General features: G+C 40.8%; 14 protein-coding genes. 3 read left to right on the forward strand and 11 right to left on the reverse strand.

Going from position 1 to position 17629, the window contains the following annotated elements; genetic code table 11:
- Positions 1-120 precede the first annotated feature (120 nt).
- The gene (fabB, locus tag RHO15_04970) at positions 121-1332 is read left to right on the forward strand and encodes a beta-ketoacyl-ACP synthase I (GenBank protein ID WVD64862.1); all 1212 of its coding nucleotides are present in this window, start codon (positions 121-123) and stop codon (positions 1330-1332) included.
- 46 nt (positions 1333-1378) lie between these two features.
- Here fabB and RHO15_04975 read toward each other — a convergent pair whose 3' ends face one another.
- The 3 genes from RHO15_04975 to RHO15_04985 form a co-directional block, all read right to left on the reverse strand.
- Entirely contained in the window at positions 1379-2101 is a 723-nt protein-coding gene (locus RHO15_04975; GenBank protein WVD64863.1) for an amino acid ABC transporter ATP-binding protein, read from the reverse strand.
- The gene (locus RHO15_04980; GenBank protein ID WVD64976.1) at positions 2085-2852 is read right to left on the reverse strand and encodes an amino acid ABC transporter permease; all 768 of its coding nucleotides are present in this window, start codon (positions 2850-2852) and stop codon (positions 2085-2087) included. The genes RHO15_04975 and RHO15_04980 overlap by 17 nt, the downstream gene beginning before the upstream one ends.
- 114 nt (positions 2853-2966) lie before the next feature.
- Positions 2967-3746 carry a basic amino acid ABC transporter substrate-binding protein gene (locus RHO15_04985; protein WVD64864.1) on the reverse strand — a complete coding sequence of 260 codons (780 nt, stop codon included), beginning with the start codon at positions 3744-3746 and terminating at the stop codon, positions 2967-2969.
- A 160-nt stretch (positions 3747-3906) separates the two neighbouring features.
- On the opposite strand from RHO15_04985, the gene asnA reads away from it, so the two are divergent.
- A complete protein-coding gene (asnA, locus tag RHO15_04990; GenBank protein WVD64865.1) occupies positions 3907-4899 on the forward strand; it encodes an aspartate--ammonia ligase in 993 nt (330 codons plus the stop codon).
- Between the two features lie 96 nt (positions 4900-4995).
- Here the strand turns inward: asnA and sppA are convergent, their stop codons facing one another.
- From sppA to pcnB, 6 genes are all read right to left on the reverse strand, one after another.
- Complete coding sequence (gene sppA / locus RHO15_04995; GenBank protein ID WVD64866.1) at positions 4996-6828, reverse strand: signal peptide peptidase SppA; 1833 nt, start codon at positions 6826-6828, stop codon at positions 4996-4998.
- A gap of 337 nt (positions 6829-7165) precedes the next feature.
- A complete protein-coding gene (gene apaH, locus RHO15_05000) occupies positions 7166-7987 on the reverse strand; it encodes a bis(5'-nucleosyl)-tetraphosphatase (symmetrical) ApaH (GenBank protein WVD64867.1) in 822 nt (273 codons plus the stop codon).
- A 9-nt stretch (positions 7988-7996) separates the two neighbouring features.
- A complete protein-coding gene (rsmA, locus tag RHO15_05005; protein WVD64868.1) occupies positions 7997-8824 on the reverse strand; it encodes a 16S rRNA (adenine(1518)-N(6)/adenine(1519)-N(6))-dimethyltransferase RsmA in 828 nt (275 codons plus the stop codon).
- Complete coding sequence (gene surA / locus RHO15_05010) at positions 8825-10141, reverse strand: peptidylprolyl isomerase SurA (protein ID WVD64869.1); 1317 nt, start codon at positions 10139-10141, stop codon at positions 8825-8827.
- Positions 10142-10277: 136 nt separating this feature from the next.
- Positions 10278-12629 carry an LPS assembly protein LptD gene (lptD, locus tag RHO15_05015; protein WVD64870.1) on the reverse strand — a complete coding sequence of 784 codons (2352 nt, stop codon included), beginning with the start codon at positions 12627-12629 and terminating at the stop codon, positions 10278-10280.
- A gap of 123 nt (positions 12630-12752) precedes the next feature.
- A complete protein-coding gene (gene pcnB, locus RHO15_05020) occupies positions 12753-14165 on the reverse strand; it encodes a polynucleotide adenylyltransferase PcnB (GenBank protein ID WVD64977.1) in 1413 nt (470 codons plus the stop codon).
- Between the two features lie 229 nt (positions 14166-14394).
- On the opposite strand from pcnB, the gene serC reads away from it, so the two are divergent.
- A complete protein-coding gene (gene serC / locus RHO15_05025; protein WVD64871.1) occupies positions 14395-15690 on the forward strand; it encodes a 3-phosphoserine/phosphohydroxythreonine transaminase in 1296 nt (431 codons plus the stop codon).
- 202 nt (positions 15691-15892) lie between these two features.
- Here serC and RHO15_05030 read toward each other — a convergent pair whose 3' ends face one another.
- Positions 15893-16447 (reverse strand): MltR family transcriptional regulator, encoded by a 555-nt coding sequence (locus RHO15_05030; protein WVD64872.1) that lies wholly within the window; start codon positions 16445-16447, stop codon positions 15893-15895.
- Between the two features lie 15 nt (positions 16448-16462).
- Positions 16463-17623 (reverse strand): mannitol-1-phosphate 5-dehydrogenase, encoded by a 1161-nt coding sequence (locus RHO15_05035; protein WVD64873.1) that lies wholly within the window; start codon positions 17621-17623, stop codon positions 16463-16465.
- Positions 17624-17629 lie beyond the last annotated feature (6 nt).

The raw sequence follows: 17629 nt of genomic DNA on the forward strand, positions 1-17629 counted from the left end.
AAATTTAGTTGTTCAGCGTACACTTGTACGCTATAATCGAATCCAGCGTACAAGTGTACGCCATATATATGGATTTTTTCCATCAAGATGAAAAAATGGCACACAGATTAGGGGTTATTAATGAAAAGAGTTGTAATTACAGGCCTAGGTATTCTTTCAAGCATTGGTAATAATGCGAAAGAAGTTTTAGAATCTTTGAAAAAAGGCCGTTCAGGTATTACCTTTTCACAAGAAATGAAAGATGCGGGTATGCGTAGCCATGTCTGGGGCAATGTAAAATTAGATACGACTGGTTTAATCGATCGTAAAGTAGCCCGTTTTATGAGTGATGCATCAATTTATGCTTTTTTGGCACTACAAGAAGCCATCAAAGATGCTAATTTAGCACCGGAACAAGTCTCCAATATTCGTTCAGGTTTAGTGGTTGGTTCAGGCGGCGCGTCGCCACGTAGTCAATACGCGGCAGTAGAAGGTATGAAAACCAAAGGATTGCGCGGCGTTGGCCCTTATGCGGTAACTAAATCAATGGCATCAGGGGTTTCTGCTTGCTTAGCGACACCATTTCAAATTAAAGGCGTTAACTATTCAATTAGTTCAGCCTGTGCAACATCAGCCCACTGTATCGGTCATGCTGCCGAATTGATTCAACTTGGCAAACAAGATATTGTCTTTGCCGGTGGCGGTGAAGAGTTATGTTGGGAAATGGCTTGTGAGTTTGATGCGATGGGTGCATTATCAACCAAATACAATGAAACACCAGATAAAGCATCACGCGCTTATGATGCTAATCGTGATGGATTCGTCATTGCTGGCGGTGCGGGTATGGTTGTAGTTGAAGAACTTGAACATGCTTTAGCCCGTGGTGCCCATATTTATGGTGAAATTGTCGGTTATGGCGCAACTTCTGATGGTGCTGATATGGTTGCACCATCTGGTGAAGGGGCGGTCCGTTGTATGCAGATGGCGATGCATGGCCTTGATTCTGATATCGATTATATTAACGTGCACGGTACCTCTACACCAGTTGGTGATGTCAAAGAGCTTGGAGCGATTGCGGAAGTATTTGCTGATAAAGTGCCGGCGATCTCATCGACTAAATCAATGACTGGTCACTCTTTGGGCGCGGCAGGCGCGCAGGAAGCTATCTATTCATTATTAATGTTAGAAAACGATTTTATTGCACCAAGCATTAATGTTGAAGCGTTAGATGAGAAAGCGCAAGGTATGAATGTTATCACTCAGCCAACGCTGCGTAAGTTAACGACGGTCATGTCAAATAGCTTTGGTTTCGGTGGCACCAATGCAACACTGGTGATGCGTAAGTATTCGTAACATTGATTAAATATAAAAAAAACCCCTTATTTAAGGGGATTTTTTTTTATAAAACTTTGCTTAAAAAGGCTTGAGTACGCTCATTTTTGGGCTTATCGAAAATCTGCTCTGGCGGTCCTTCTTCTTGAATAATACCTTGATCAATAAAGATGACCCGATCAGACATCTCTCTGGCAAACCCCATTTCATGGGTGACCACGACCATGGTCATGCCTTCGTATGCCAGTGATTTCATGACACTGAGTACCTCACCCACCAGCTCTGGATCTAATGCTGAGGTTGGTTCATCAAATAGCATGACCTTAGGCTGCATCATTAAAGCTCTGGCAATCGCCACACGCTGCTGCTGACCGCCCGAAAGCTGGCTTGGATAAGCATCAATTTTATCTAATAGGCCAACTTTGTTTAATAGCTGCTCGGCCCTTATGATCGCATCGGCTTTAGATAACTTCTTTATCTCCATTGGTGCCATAATTAAGTTTTGCAGCACCGACATATGTGGAAAAAGATTAAAGCGTTGAAACACCATGCCAACCGATTCTCTCATCTGATTGAGATTGGTCTTAGGATCATGAACGGCAAAGCCGTTAACAATAATCTCACCTGATGTTATCTGCTCAAGTGCATTAATACAGCGTAAAAAGGTGCTTTTTCCTGACCCGGATGGACCGATGATAGAGATGACCTCTTTTTCATTAATATCACAGGAAATACCGCGTAGAACATGTACCTGACCAAATTGTTTTTGCAGATTATGAATGTGAATCACTTTTACCTAACCTTTTTTCCATCTGTTGGACAATCATTGTAAGTATAAATGTCATACACCAATATATGACCGAAATAACGAGATAGGGCTCATCATAAGATGCATAAGCTGCACCTGCGGTTCTGGCCGCAAAAGCCAGATCGGCCAGGCCGATAGCCGCACCGAGCGAGGAGTCTTTCAAAATGGCAATCGCATTGTTGCCTAATGGTGGTAACATGCGGCGAAAAGCTTGTGGTAAGATAACCTTACGCATGGTTTTGCCATAGGGCATCCCGAGTGAGCGCGCAGCTTCCATTTGGCCTTTATCTATTGATTGAATACCAGCTCGAAATATTTCCGACACATAGGCACCCGAGTTTAAGGTGATGGCGACAACACTGGCGATAAACGCGCCATACTGTGAGCGCATTATTCTGGCAGTTTCCACCGAGATAATATTTGAGGTCACTAAAATACCGTCTTTAGGGCTCACCAGATAGGGCATTAAGACAAAATAGACCACCATAATTTGTACAAATAATGGCGTGCCGCGAAAAGCACTGACATAAATACGTACTGGCCACTGCACCCCAAAATATAACAGATATTTTGGTAAGCCATGTGGAGCCGAGGCAATACGACCTAAACCTAATAATAATCCCCAGAGAATCCCCAAAATGACACAAATGACGGTACATTTCAGGGTCATGAGTGCACCATCAATAAATAGAGGCAGATAATCCTGAATAATCGCCCAATTAAACCCCATAATCATTTCAACCTATAAAAAAACTAAAAAATTAAGCTATCTTAGCGTGATACCATTTAACCGAATGTGTGAGAAGAATGATGGTTCTTTTCATTATCCCACTTTGATTGTCTGAGATTATTCGATATCAATCGGTAATTTCGGTGTATTACTATCGAACCATTTCTCATAAATTTTATGATAAGTACCATCGACAATAATTTTCTTTAAACCCGCATCGATCTTATTTTTTAAGTCTGTATTGCCTTTTTCAACCGCAATACCAAAATATTGTGGTTCAAACGCGTTATCATAAACTAAATCAAACGCTTTGCCCGGATGCATTTTAATATAGAATTTGACGACACCCACATCGCCTACCGCAGCGTCAATACCTTCTTCATAAAGTTCTTGCAATAATAGTGGGGTATTATCAAATCGGCGGATGGCGGTATTATTGCGACCCAAAACAGTCGAGATAACGATATCGCCGGTACTGCCGTTGACCACACCGACAATTTTATCTTTTAAGCTTGCTATTGAGGTAATCTCAGTGCCTTTTTGACCAACAATTACCTGTTCGGCTGGAAAATAAGGCAATGAAAAATCGACTGACTGTTTTCTTTTCTCGGTAATGGTAATGCCGGATATAATAATATCGCGATCGCCGTTATCTAACGTGGCAAAAATACCTTCCCAAGGTGTATTGACTAATTGCACCTGAAACCCTTCGACATGAGCAATCGCTTTGATGAGATCAATATCAAATCCTTCTAGTTCTTTATTGCTATTTTCATACTCAAATGGTCGGTAGGTGCCTCCAGCGCCCACAATATAAGTGGTTTGAACGGCTAAAGCGCTTGGCTGAATGAAAATAGTCATTATGAAAATAATGAAAGAAAATAAGTATTTAAACATGTTAAAGACTACCTCTGTAATTATTTATGCAAAAAAATTGGATAAATATTAAGGTTTATTGCTTCTTAATGCAACATCTTTGAATAATTCTTTATTCTCCTTTATTTGTAGCAATGATATGATATGATTTATTTTTCCTAAAATCAGACAAGGTAATGCCATGGTTCGTCAATTCATCGAACAACAACAACGAATTTCTTTTGTTAAATCATTTTTCTCATTTCAATTAGCTGAAAAACTCTCATTAATCGAAGTTCAGGCGCCGATTTTAAGTCGAGTGGGCGATGGTACACAGGATAATCTTTCTGGCTATGAAAAAGCGGTACAGGTGACGGTGAAAGCGATTCCTAATGCTCAATTTGAGGTCGTCCATTCATTAGCGAAATGGAAACGAAAAGTGTTAAGTCAGCATAAATTTCAGATAGAAGAAGGGATTTATACTAATATGAAAGCGTTGCGTCCTGATGAAGACGGACTATCGCCGATTCATTCGGTCTATGTTGATCAGTGGGACTGGGAAAAAGTGATCGCGGAAAAAGATCGCACCTTAACTTATTTAAAGAAAACTGTTCAGCAAATCTATTCAGCTATTAAAGCGACTGAAAAAGCGGTTGCAGAAGCTTACCAATTAACCCCATTTTTACCCGATCATATTACTTTTGTTGATAGTGAATCACTGCTAAAACGATACCCAGATTTATCGGCAAAAGAGCGTGAAAATCGGATTACCCAAGAGCTCGGCGCCGTATTTTTAATCGGTATTGGCGGTAAATTATCTAATAATGATTATCATGATGTGCGAGCACCTGATTACGATGACTGGAGTACGCTAAATGAAGAGGGGCACGCGGGACTCAATGGTGATATTTTGGTGTGGAATCCGGTGTTAAATAGTGCTTTTGAACTCTCATCGATGGGGATTCGCGTCAATGCTCAGGCATTACAGCATCAATTATCGTTAACCCATGATGAAGGTCGTTTGATGTTTGATTGGCACAAGGCATTAATGAATGGTGAGCTTGTGCAAACCATTGGTGGTGGTATCGGCCAATCACGTTTAACCATGCTTTTATTACAATTAAAACATATTGGTCAAGTACAGAGCTCTGTCTGGGATCAGGTGACTTATCAAAAATATGATGGTTTGCTATAAATATTAAGTATATCATCGTTAAAAGGCGCTACTGATAGCGCCTTTTTTTATTTGATGAATCTCTATTTAATGTGCCGCTATTTAACGCATGTCGGTCTAGCGAACATCAGCACAATTGAGACAATAGATATAGCGGTTCTGCGGATCATTGAGATGATACCAAAGCGCTGCTTGCTGTTGTAACTGTTTGGACATCGGTAACGCCTGATAAATCATATCAGCCATGCTTTGCGGCAAACTAGCCGAGAAATTCAGGAGTAATGAACTGAACCAGTTGCCGGTTGGTTTTAGCCAATCAAGCTGATAATGAGAGAGCTGCGCTAATTCACTCGCTTTAGCAACCGCATCATCAAAATCCCCCAATTGATCGACCAGTTTGAGTTGATAAGCCTCTTGACCTAGCCAGACTTGACCTTGGGCAATCTTGTCTACTTCAGCTTCGGTTAAGTGTCGAGCATTAGCCACTAAATGGATAAACGTTTGGTAACCATTCTCAATGCTAAGCTGCATCAATTGACTATATTCTGTCGGTAGCGCCTTCGTTAAACTGGTATCAACTAATGGCGAGGTATTTACGCCATCGGTATAAACCCCGATTTGCGCTAAAGATTGCTCAAACGTTGGGATCACTCCAAAAATACCAATTGAGCCCGTGATAGTATTGGGTGAGGCAACAATATAGTCAGACTCAGTGGCAATCCAATAACCCCCCGATGCTGCCATGCCGCCCATCGAGATAACCACGGGTACGCCTTTTTTACGCAGCGCTGCTATTTCATTACGAATAGCTTCAGATGCAGTAACACTGCCGCCAGGGCTATTCACTCGGATAATGACTGCCCGAATGTTATCGTTTTGACGAATCTCTTTTAATTGCTGAGTGATTGAGTAGCTACTCGCGTTATTATTACTCGCATCGCCATCAATAATTGTACCATTGACGAAGACAACGGCAATATTGGGTTCGGTCTGGCTATTTTTTGCTGGTTTAAGCAGCGTATAGTTATAAATACTAAGCTGTGGCTCATCTTTAAAAGCCGCTTGCATATCTGCTTCAAACTGATAATAAGGTACCGCTTTATCGGCTAAGTTATGCTGGAGTGCATAATCACTTAAACTGCCGTTAACCGCTTTTAGGTCAGTGATAAATCTGTTTGCATCAGGCACCAAAACTGCTGGTAGTTGTTCTCTGTTGAGTGAGACATCATTAAGATAGTTATGCCACATCGTAGTTAACCAGCGTGTGGTGTTTTCTCTGGCTTCTGATGACATATCGTTACGAATGAGCGGTTCGATGGCTGATTTATAGGTCCCCACCCGAAATACGTGGGTATCAATTTTTAAGTGATCTAACAGGGATTTATAATAAAGTGTATTGGTACCAAAGCCATACAGGCTCACTGCGCCTTGTGGCGTTAAATAAATGTGGTCAGCAAAACTGGCTAAATAGTACTGATTTTGATTATAACTTGGTGAAACCGCATAGATGGGTTTGTTATTTTCGCTAAACTGGTTTAAATATTTACCGATATATTGTAATGAAGGTAAGTCTGCGCCGGTGAAATCGTCTAATTTTAAGATCATACCGGTAATATTCGGATCGTTTGCGGCTTGGGCAATTTTTTCGGTGAGCTCAAACAGACTATTTTCTCTTGATCTATCGATCTGAGCCCCATAGATCTTAGCTCTTAATCGATAATAATCTTCATCATAGGGGGTTGTATCGACAATCGAACCTTGAATATTGACTTCAAGCACGCCTTTTTGAGGATAACTATTTTGGCTATCCTGATCTTTCAATGAAACCCAAAGTCCCCAAATCGCCAGTATGATGAATAAAAATAGTAGATTGGCGATGATCTCTCTGACGAGATTAATCGCGCGCCAGCTAAATTTAATGATTGACCCGATTATTTTCCAAAAATGCATCACTTATCCCACAATAAACTTAAAATAGATCGTCATCATATAATAGCGGATAAATCAATCAAAAGCATATTTTTCATCAGGTTTACTTTATTTTGAGCAAGCATGACATCTTCTGGTTTGTTATGATTATTTTTGTATCGTAAATCATGGATATCTTACTCGTTCATGAATGAAATAACCTTCATCATACTTTCATGAGAGGTATGGAGATGTAGGAAATAGGGTAGGATAGCATCAAAATCGCTTTAAAGATGAACGACTATGCTGATGAAAACAGTTTAATTAAAAAGATAATCAGTTAACCATAGCGGATTGAGAAACCAAACCGATGTGCTAATTAGTCTTTCTGCTTAATTTTACGTTTTTTAAAATATTGCTGATCTTCCCAGCGTAGGGCGGTTAATTTGCCTCCCCAGCAGCATCCGGTATCCAAAGCATAGATCTTGTCTGGGGTTCCTTTGCCATTGAGCGAAGCCCAGTGGCCGAAAGCAATGCTATACTCATCAGGAATTTTTCGCGGCAACATAAACCAGGGTTTTAATTTAGCCGGTGCGTCTTCAGGGGCTTCTTTAAAATTCAGATCCAAACGCCCATCGAGATAGCAGTAACGCATTCGGGTAAAGACATTGGCACTATATCTTAAACGATCAATACCTTGTAAATCTTCACGCCAAAAATCGGGTAAGTCACCATACATCGCATTGAGAAAAAACGCGTAGCTATCGCTCGATAGCATTGCCTCAAGATTGCGTGCACACTGTTTTGCTGTGTCTAGATCCCACTGGGCACTGATTCCAGCATGTACCATAATCAGTTTCAGCTGCTCATCAATTTGCATGATGGGTTGACGGCGCAACCAGTTCATCAGTTCGTCATAATCTGGCGCATTTAATAGTGGCTCAAGATTATCCCGTCGCTTATTTTTACTGATTCCGGCATAAATCGCTAAAAGATGGAGATCATGATTACCTAAACACAAACGAACATGATCTTTGATAGAGTGGATAAAACGCAAAACGTTCAGTGAGTCAGGGCCACGAGCTACTAAATCTCCTGTAAACCACAAGGTATCGCGGCAAGGCTCAAAATCAGCTTTTTCCAGTACACGTCTTAACTCTTCGTAACAGCCATGTACATCGCCGATTAAAATATTTGCCATTATTGATGCCTATGCCTGACTTGGTGTATTCGTCTGTTGAGGTTGGTAAATATTGGCTAGTGCACAGTACTGTTCAACAGACAGATTTTCTGCTCTTAAATTAGCATCGATACCAATCTGTTCAAATTGCGCTAGAGTAAAGAGTTGCCCTAAACTATTGCGAATCGTTTTTCTACGTTGATTGAAAGCCTGTGTGGTAATTTGACCTAATACTTTGATATCTTTTACCGGATGAGGAATCGTCTGATGTGGGGTTAATCTTACGACTGCCGAATCCACTTTAGGCGCTGGTGTAAAAGCGGTTGGTGGCACTTCGAGTACCGGGATTATTTGACAATAATATTGCGCCATCACGCTTAAACGGCCGTAAGTTTTGCTATTCGGCCCAGCAACGAGTCTGTTTACCACCTCTTTTTGTAACATAAAGTGCATGTCAGCAACCGAAGTGGTAAATTCAAACAGATGAAACATCAGTGGTGTCGAGATATTGTAAGGTAGATTACCAAAAATTCTCAGTGGCTGCTGACGCTCTTGGGCAATTTGCGCAAAATCAACGGTCATAGCATCTTGTTGAATAATCCTAATTTTATCTTTCAGTTCTGGATGTACAGCAAGGCGTGCGGCTAAATCTCGGTCAATTTCAACAACCGTCATCTGATCAACACGTCTGGCAACTGGCAAGGTTAATGCCGCGAGTCCCGGACCTATCTCAACCAGTGCTTGGGTCTTTTTCGGTGCGATAGCCGCAACGATATTTTCGATGACAAAATCATCATTTAAAAAGTTCTGTCCGAAACGTTTGCGGGCAAAATGGCCTTGGTGTACACGATTATTCATTTATTTGTTGTCATCTATAATATTAATATAAGCATCTGCGCGCAGTTCCTGCACCCAAACTTGAGCCTCTTCACCGAATTTACGGTTAAATATCATTCGGTAAGCTTGATCTTTCTGAGCTAAGTCAGTTTTATCTGATTGACGGGTATCTAATAACTGAATGATATGCCAACCAAATGCCGATTTAATCGGTACACTGATTTCCCCTTTTTTCAGGCTTAATAAAGCACGTTTGAAACTCTCATCATAACGATCTGGCATGCTCCACCCCAGTTCACCGCCTTTATCTTTTGAACCTGGATCTTCCGAGTAAGCTTTGGCAGCGGCATCAAAAGTCGTTTTATTACTGAGAATATCGTCACGAATACGATTCAATTTCTCTTGGGCTTGCTGATCATCAAAAATTAAATTTGTTTTTAATAAAATATGACGCGCATTCACCTCTGTAACGGTAAGTGATTTTTTCACTTGTGCGCGTGTATCATTCACTTTTAAGATATGAAACCCAACCCCAGAACGAATCGGCCCGACAATATCGCCTTTTTGCGCCCGAATCAGCGGTTCCTCAAACAGAGATGGAAGCTCATTGATCTTTTTCCAACCCAGACTACCGCCAGAAAAGGCTTGATCATCATTAGAATAGGTGGCGGCTAAACGAGAAAAGCTTTCACCGGCTCTTAATTTTTGAATGACGGTATTGGCTTTATTTTGTGCATCCGCGAGTTGTTGTTTGGTTGGCGAATCAGGAATAGAAATCAATATATGGCTGATATTCACATCGATGTTTTCATTCGGTTTCTCAGCAATCACTTTTGCTAAGGCATCGACTTCGGATGGGGAGATAGCGATACGGCGTCTCACTTCATTCATTCGGATATCTTCAATGGCCATTTCGCTACGGATACGATTACGATACCTGGCAAAGTTAATCCCGGCACGCGCTAAATGACTTTTAAGCTCTTGAAGGCTAATTCTATTTTGTTTAGCAATATCATTAATTGCATTATCTACATCACTATCGGTGATGCTGACTTGCGCTTTATTGGCTTGTTGTAAAATCAGCGTGTCATTAATTAAGCGATCGAGAATTTGTTGACGTAATGTGGCATTATCAGGCAGATTTTCCGCACTATTGCCGCTTTTGACCGTTTTTATCATATCATTGACACTACTTTCCAATACCACGTCATTATTGACAACGGCAGCAACTCTATCAACGATTTTAGGGGAAGCTGAAACCAGAGCTGTTGAGCATAAACTGATTGCTAAACAAAAAAACTTAATATAATTTTCTATTTTCATATTATAAATTTCCATTACATCCTTTTAACTAAATCGCTTTCATTGTTATTGGACTGCTATTTTTTCTTTTAGTTCAATAATTTATAGACTGTCGCTCCGTTTGACTAGCAATTACACAAAACGGAGATCAAGATTCATCGATTTGTTGATATTATTCAAACGTTGAGCGATAAGGCAGAATACCAAAATCCAACATTTTAGCCGTCGTATTACGATTTCGACCAAATCCTCTTAGTTCAAAGCTAATCGATAATTTATTATCGTACTCACTGCGGCGAGATTCGCTCTCCCAGTTGACTATTTTTCTACCATATAGAATGCTTAAGCCCCAGCAGCAATCATTGTATTGCAAACCCATAAAGCTATCTGATGATTGTTTAAGATTGACATCATAGTAGTAAGCGCCGACGACTGAGAAGAAATCATTTAAAGGAAAGCTGCCGACAGTGCCTAATTGCGAGATATCTTGACGATAAGGTGAGGCAGCGCTCAGTCCCATTGTATCGATATAGTTTTGATTAGCATAACGATAGCTGATCTGTAATAGCTTATTTTCAGCAGGTTTGTATTCAAAAATAGCATTCGCTAAGGCAACTTCATTAATACGCGTATCGTACTGTAAGCCCAGTCTGAATAGCAGATCTTGTTGAATCAGCCAGAAGCCATCGGTTGCCCAAGTTAAACTACCAGTATCGGTATTTTTGTCTAATGGTGAAACCGTATCGCCGGTGCGAGATTGATTAAAATAGTAAATCTGACCGATCGAAAAATTAAAACGTTCGATAAAGTTATTGTCATAAATGCGTGTCGTGACACCCGTTGCAATTTGATTTGCTGAAGCAATGCGGTCCAGACCACTGTACATTTTGTTTCTAAATAGACCGGAATAATCAGATTGCATTAATGACGAATCATAGTTTTTTATATTAGATTGATCGCGATAAGGGATATACTCATATTTAATACGAGGTTCTAATGTCTGTGTATATCCATCAATAAAGGCATTATTTCTTTCAAAAATGACACGTCCGTCAACAGTGAGTCGAGGCAGAATTCGGGTGACATGCTGTTCTAATTCTGGATATAGCGCCGGTTGTGGAATATCTTGATCATAATGCGTTGCAAACAAGGTGGCCTTGGTATTGAGTGTCGCCCAACTATTAGCAAGGGTATAGCTTAAAGTCGGTTCTATATGGAGTCGAACCGTTTGTGGATTGTTTTTCCCTGGACTGGTAAAGTTAACGATCTGGCCATAAGTAGTGAAGTAGAATGGGCCTAGATTATCGTTATAGTAATTAATATCTAGCTGTGGCTCGGTTCGATAGATATCATCTTTTAAGGCGGTTCGGAATACCTGGAAATTCTTGGAGCTGAGCGCAATATTCCAGTTATCATTGGCATAACCGGCGGCATATTGTTGTGTCAGATAACCATCGGTAACATTGGCATATTGAGAACTTAAGTCAACCAGATATTGCCGGTCACTAACGCGCGTCACATCCGTTTTAATAAACCAGTTTTCATCAATAGTACCATCATGATTCCAATGAAATAACCAGCGACTTTTGTTATCACCAATATCTGAGGTGATTTGAGATTTATTTTTATCGTAGAGTGAATCGTGTTCGAGCCAGTCAAATGCTAGGGTACCTTTACCTAATTCAGTCAGGTAACGACCTTCAGTTTGAAGCTGTAACCCTCGTCGTTGAATGATTCTTGGGGTAATGGTGGCATCAAAATTAGGCGCAATATTCCAATAGAAAGGAACAGCAATATTCACACCATCAGTACTATTGTAATTAAACGTTGGGATCAGTAAACCTGATCGGCGCTTATTGCCAGTTGGATATTGAATATAAGGCGAATAAAAAATGGGTACGGATCCGATTCGAAAAACCGTATTCCAAGCTTCAAGTAACTCTTCTTCTTTATCGTAAATAATCGTTGAACCTGATATATTCCAACTATTGTTACCGACAGGGCAGGTAGTAAAGGTACTGTTTTTTAACGTGACATAACGCGAATCGTCAGTGAGCGAAATATTGGTTGCAGCGCCCCGACCAAGACGATCGACCAAATGATATTGACTATCGGTAATTTCCACATCATTTTTTTCGATTTCCATGCCAACCGTATTACCCTGTAATTTGATAAAATTATCCAGATAATTCACATGACCGGATACCGTCATATAGTGACTATTATCTTCCTGGGTTTGAATGGTCAGTTTATCGGCTTTTAATGCGCGATTGCCTTGCTGTACTCTAACGTCACCTTGATAGATAACGCGATCAATTGCATTGCCTTGTAACGTATTAGCCTCAATGGTAACCGGTAATGATTTAGGATCTTCTGTGATGATCGGGCCTGTATATCTAGGCACATTCGCTAAACAACGCGGATTGGTATTATCAACAAACGATGATTGATTAGCATTAACATTTGCGTTATAAAGACTTGACCATACCGCTACTGTTATTAGTGAAGGAAGAAACTTTCTCATATTTAGCGAATCTATACCAGATGATAAAATGTTAATGCATTATAACGTGTCTTCAGCAAAGTAGTAATGAATAATCATCATTAATCCGATTAAATTTAAGATGATTATTTATGACTCATCAGATCAATCATTATTTGCTGTTGTTGATTGACGACGTCCTCGAGGTGTTTTATGCCAGCGCCTTTTTTGATCATTAGGCAGATTTTTAATCATCGTCTCGCGCTGTTCGGCACTCACATGCTGAAACTCATCCCACCATTTGGCCTGCTCAAGCAAATCACCTTTTTCGATTGATGAACGGAGCTCAAGCAAGTCATAAGCGGCGCGGAATCTAGGATGTTCAAAAACACTGAAAGCACGTTTGCCAAATCGTTTGGATAGACGAATTTGTAACTGCCAAATCTCATTCATGATAGTCGTTAAACGGCGCGGTATGGCAATCGTTTTACACTGCTGGCTGAGTATCTCGTTACAGGCTAAAGCGAAAGCGTCATGATAGGTTAAACCACCTTCATGCATCAAGTTTTGGGTCGTTTCGGTTAATGGATACCATAAAAAAGCGGCAAACAGGAAAGCTGGATTGACTTTTCGCTGTTCAGCTATTCGATAATCGGTATTTTTAAGGACTTGTTCAATCATTTTTTCCATATAAGAAACCGGTTGTTGCTGGTTTGATGGTACAAACAGCGGTTCAATGATTGGGAAAAGTGGACCAAATAAGTGATATTCACGTAACAATTTATAGGTGTTAAAACCATAACCAGATTGGAACAGTTTTAGCGATTCATCAAAGATGCGTGGCGATGGAATATGATTTAATAGTGTTGCTAATCGTTTGATCGGTTCAGCGGTATTCGCTTCGATTTGCATATTGAGCTTGGCGCCAAAACGGATCGCTCTGAGCATTCTTACCGGATCTTCTCGGTAACGTGTTTCTGGATCACCAATCAGTCGGATAATGCCTTGCTGTAAATCATTAAGACCGTTACAGTAATCACGAACGGTAAAATCTTTCACATTATAATAAAGGCTGTTAATGGTAAAATCGCGACGCTGGGCATCTTGTTCAATCGAGCCATAAACGTTATCTCTTAGCAGCATCCCATTTTGCGACTGTTTTGAGATATTGGCGTTTTCTTCATTGCTATGCTCACCGCGAAAGGTGGCTACTTCAATAATCTCTCGGCCGAAGATAATATGGGCTAATTTAAAACGGCGTCCGACCAGACGACAGTTACGAAATATTTTTTGAATCTGCTCTGGTGTGGCATTGGTTGTTACATCAAAATCTTTCGGTTTAAGTCCTAGCAGTAAATCACGAACACATCCACCGACAAGATAAGCTTCATAACCCTGTTTATTTAGGCGATAAAGCACTTTAAGTGCATTTTCACTGATTGATTGACGAGAAATATTGTGCTGGTTTCTAGCGATAATTGTCATATCTTTAGCAGGAGACGCTGGCGCCACTTTTTCTGGTTGTTGTTCTGCAGATTGAAACAATTTTTGATAGAAACGTGAAATTTGCTTAAAAATAACTCACCTCGAAATAATACGGTCATAATGGATAAAATTCGGCGCAATTATAACGCAACTACCTTAATTATCAAAATAGCTTGTATATAAAAATAATTTATAGGGTTTTTGTTGCTATAAAATGACTTGAATGATAAAAATAAAAGTCACGGTATAAAATAGATAGCGCCATAATGCGGCGAGATTATCTGATTAGTTAATGACTCTTAAACAGGTGCTCGTTTGATGGTTGATTGCATACCATGATCTTTTACATGGTGACGCCGCGATTGATGAAAAGCATTGGCGAGTAACTATGCGCTATTTTGCGCGCCTGTTTATCGGCGGCATAAAATTTAAGCTTGTAACATCAGCAGAACAGGTGATTCACCGGAACTGGGGGGGACAATTATCTCCGTGTATTCACCTCTCTAAACGTAACTATGAGTGTAACAATATGAAAAAAATTTACAATTTTAGTGCTGGCCCAGCGATTTTACCGCACGACGTTTTAATTCAGGTGCAGAAGGAGTTACTTAATTGGCAAGATACTGGCGCTTCGGTGATGGAGTTAAGCCATCGAGGAAAAGAGTTTGATGCTTGCGCGATTGAGGCCACGCAAGATCTTAAATCCCTGTTAAACGTCCCCGATAACTACAAGATTCTGTTTTGTCAGGGGGGGGCAAGGGCGCAGTTTGCCGCTGTACCGATGAATATTTTGGGCGATAAAGCTCGCGCAGACTATATCGACAGTGGTTATTGGAGTTTGTGTGCATTGCAGGAAGCACAAAAGTATTGCCAGGTGAATCATCATATGATTAAAACTGAGCAAGATGGTTTGCTCGGTCTTCAGCCGATGTCTCAATGGCCAATATCTGAGGATGCCGCTTATGTGCACTATTGTCCTAATGAGACGATTGAGGGCGTGGCCATTTTTGAACAGCCTGATTTTGGCGATAAAGTGGTTGTGGCGGATCTCTCTTCCTGTATTTTATCGGCGCCAATCGATGTCAGCCGGTATGGGATTATTTATGCCGGTGCACAAAAAAATATTGGTCCATCGGGCATCACTATTGTCATTGTTCGTGAAGATTTGATCGGAAACGCAAAATCATTTTTGCCTTCAGTACTCGATTATCAAGTTCTGGCTAAGTATGATTCAATGTACAATACGCCGCCGACGTTTGCCTGGTATCTGTCTGGACTGGTGTTTAAGTGGATAAAACAGCTGGGTGGCTTAACGGCGATGGCGCAGCGTAATCATGAGAAAGCCCAGCAACTTTATCAATATATTGATCACTCTGATTTTTATCAGAATCGTGTCGCTCAGGCTAACCGATCACTGATGAATGTGCCGTTCCTGTCACCCAATGCCGCGCTGGATAAACAGTTTGTGGCCGAGGCTCAAAAAGAGGGCATTATCGGCATTAAAGGTCATCGGGTTGCCGGCGGTATGCGCGCATCCATTTATAATGCGATGGATTTAGCCGGTGTCAATTATCTGATCGATTTTATGGCAGACTTTGAGACCCGCTATTCAAAATAACCGCTCTCGTATCGATTAAGACAAAATGTGCATTTGAGCGCGTTTTTTTTATCGCGTGAAACGGATGAATTTGCTTACCAAAAAGTTAAGCTACAGCTTGATGAGGCGATGATAGCATTACTGATAGCGGTTTATGTCGATAAGGGTGGCACGACAACCAGTTGTATACGTGATAGAGATAGATATAATGAGGGCCGGATGATTAAGAGAATAGTCTGACGTGCTGCTGCTGATTTAATCGGGTGGCTAAGTTTGTAATCGCAATAATGAGCGAGGCTCGGATCATCTGCTGATAACGCTGATGATACATTGACGATTTCATACTATCGACAATACCAATTTCATGCGTGCCTTTCTGTTTTATCGGTAAATTAGGCGGAATGATCATATCTTGCAACAGACTAATCGGTCCTAAAATCTCATCATCAATGAAGGTATAGGTGGTCTCTTTATCCATATTGAGTTCATCGAGTATCGCGATTAGCAGCTCAACATCCTCATAATCTTCGCGCGAGATAACGCCTAAAGCATAGAGTAATTTTAACCGTACAGACAACTCATTGAGCGGCCCTTTATGACCGACCAGAGACGGAATAACAAATTTGATAGCATGCTTCTCTTTACAAAAAGCCTTCATCATCAGGTTGTTAATACTTTTACTGATTATCCCAATAGCACTAGATAAAAGCCCGTAGATATCAGGCTTTTGATTCAGTGTTTCAAGAATAATATCTTCTTGTAAGCGTTTTTTAGACATTTTGTAATAATGAGATTAAAAAGTCTTGTTTTGCATTGTTGCATAGATTGCCGCGACGTCTTTAATGACGGGATGACTCGCTTCAATCCCTGATACAGTAGCTAAAGCTTGGGTGATCCCATCCTGAGAGATCATTTTTTCCAGCTCAAGGGCCTGATCATCTTCTACGTTACGATAATTGAGCGCCGCAGCAATTCCGATTACCAGATTTTGATGTGGCACATGATATTCAAAGGTACCCAGTAACGGTTTGATTAGACGGTCATTCGCACTCAGTTTACGGATTGGCTGACGGCCGACACGCGCCGTGTCATCATGGAGATGCGGATTTTCAAAACGGCTAATAATCTTCTCAATATAAGCGGCATGTTTAACATCATCAAAACCATAACGTTTGATTAAGACTTGTCCGCTTTCACCCATTGCGCCACGCACGATTAAACGAATACGTTCATCTAAGATAGCGTCTCTGATGGTGGTTAAACCAAAATAGTCGCCAAGATAAGCGGTGATAGCATGACCGGTATTGAGCGTGAATAGTTTACGTTCAACGAACGCCATTAAATTATCGGTAGGTTCCATCCCTTTGATGGCTGGAATATCACCTTTAAACTGGGTTTGGTCAACAATCCATTCGGAAAAGGTTTCCACCGTCACTTCTAAAATATCACCGGTTTTTGAGGTTGCTGGCGGTACGATACGATCGACGGCAGAGTCGACGAAACCAACATGGGCATTAACCCAATCATGATATTGAACCGGTAATTCAGCCATCACATGGGTTTTAAATTGTGAGCTGCCACGGACCATATTTTCGCAGGCAATAATGTTGAGTGGGTGAGTATTGTTTTTATCACAGCGCGCGGTTAAACCTTTTGCGACACTACCAGCAATACGCGGTAAAATTTGTGGACCAACCGCCGTAGTAATCAAATCAACTTCACTGATTTTTGTTAACACGTCATCAGATAAACTGCTGATCGCATCAACATTTTTAACGATTTCCGTCGTTGAGTGCTCACCAACCACATTCACAGGATATTCATGACGGCTCGCCAGTGCTTCAATGACAGCTTGATTAACATCAGCAAAGGTCACTTTAACCCCTGCATCAGCCAATAATTTACCAATAAAACCACGACCAATATTACCTGCACCAAAATGTAACGCTTGCATAAGTTC

The sequence above is a fragment of the Orbaceae bacterium lpD01 genome, from assembly GCA_036251705.1.
Lineage (GTDB): Bacteria > Pseudomonadota > Gammaproteobacteria > Enterobacterales > Orbaceae > Utexia > Utexia brackfieldae.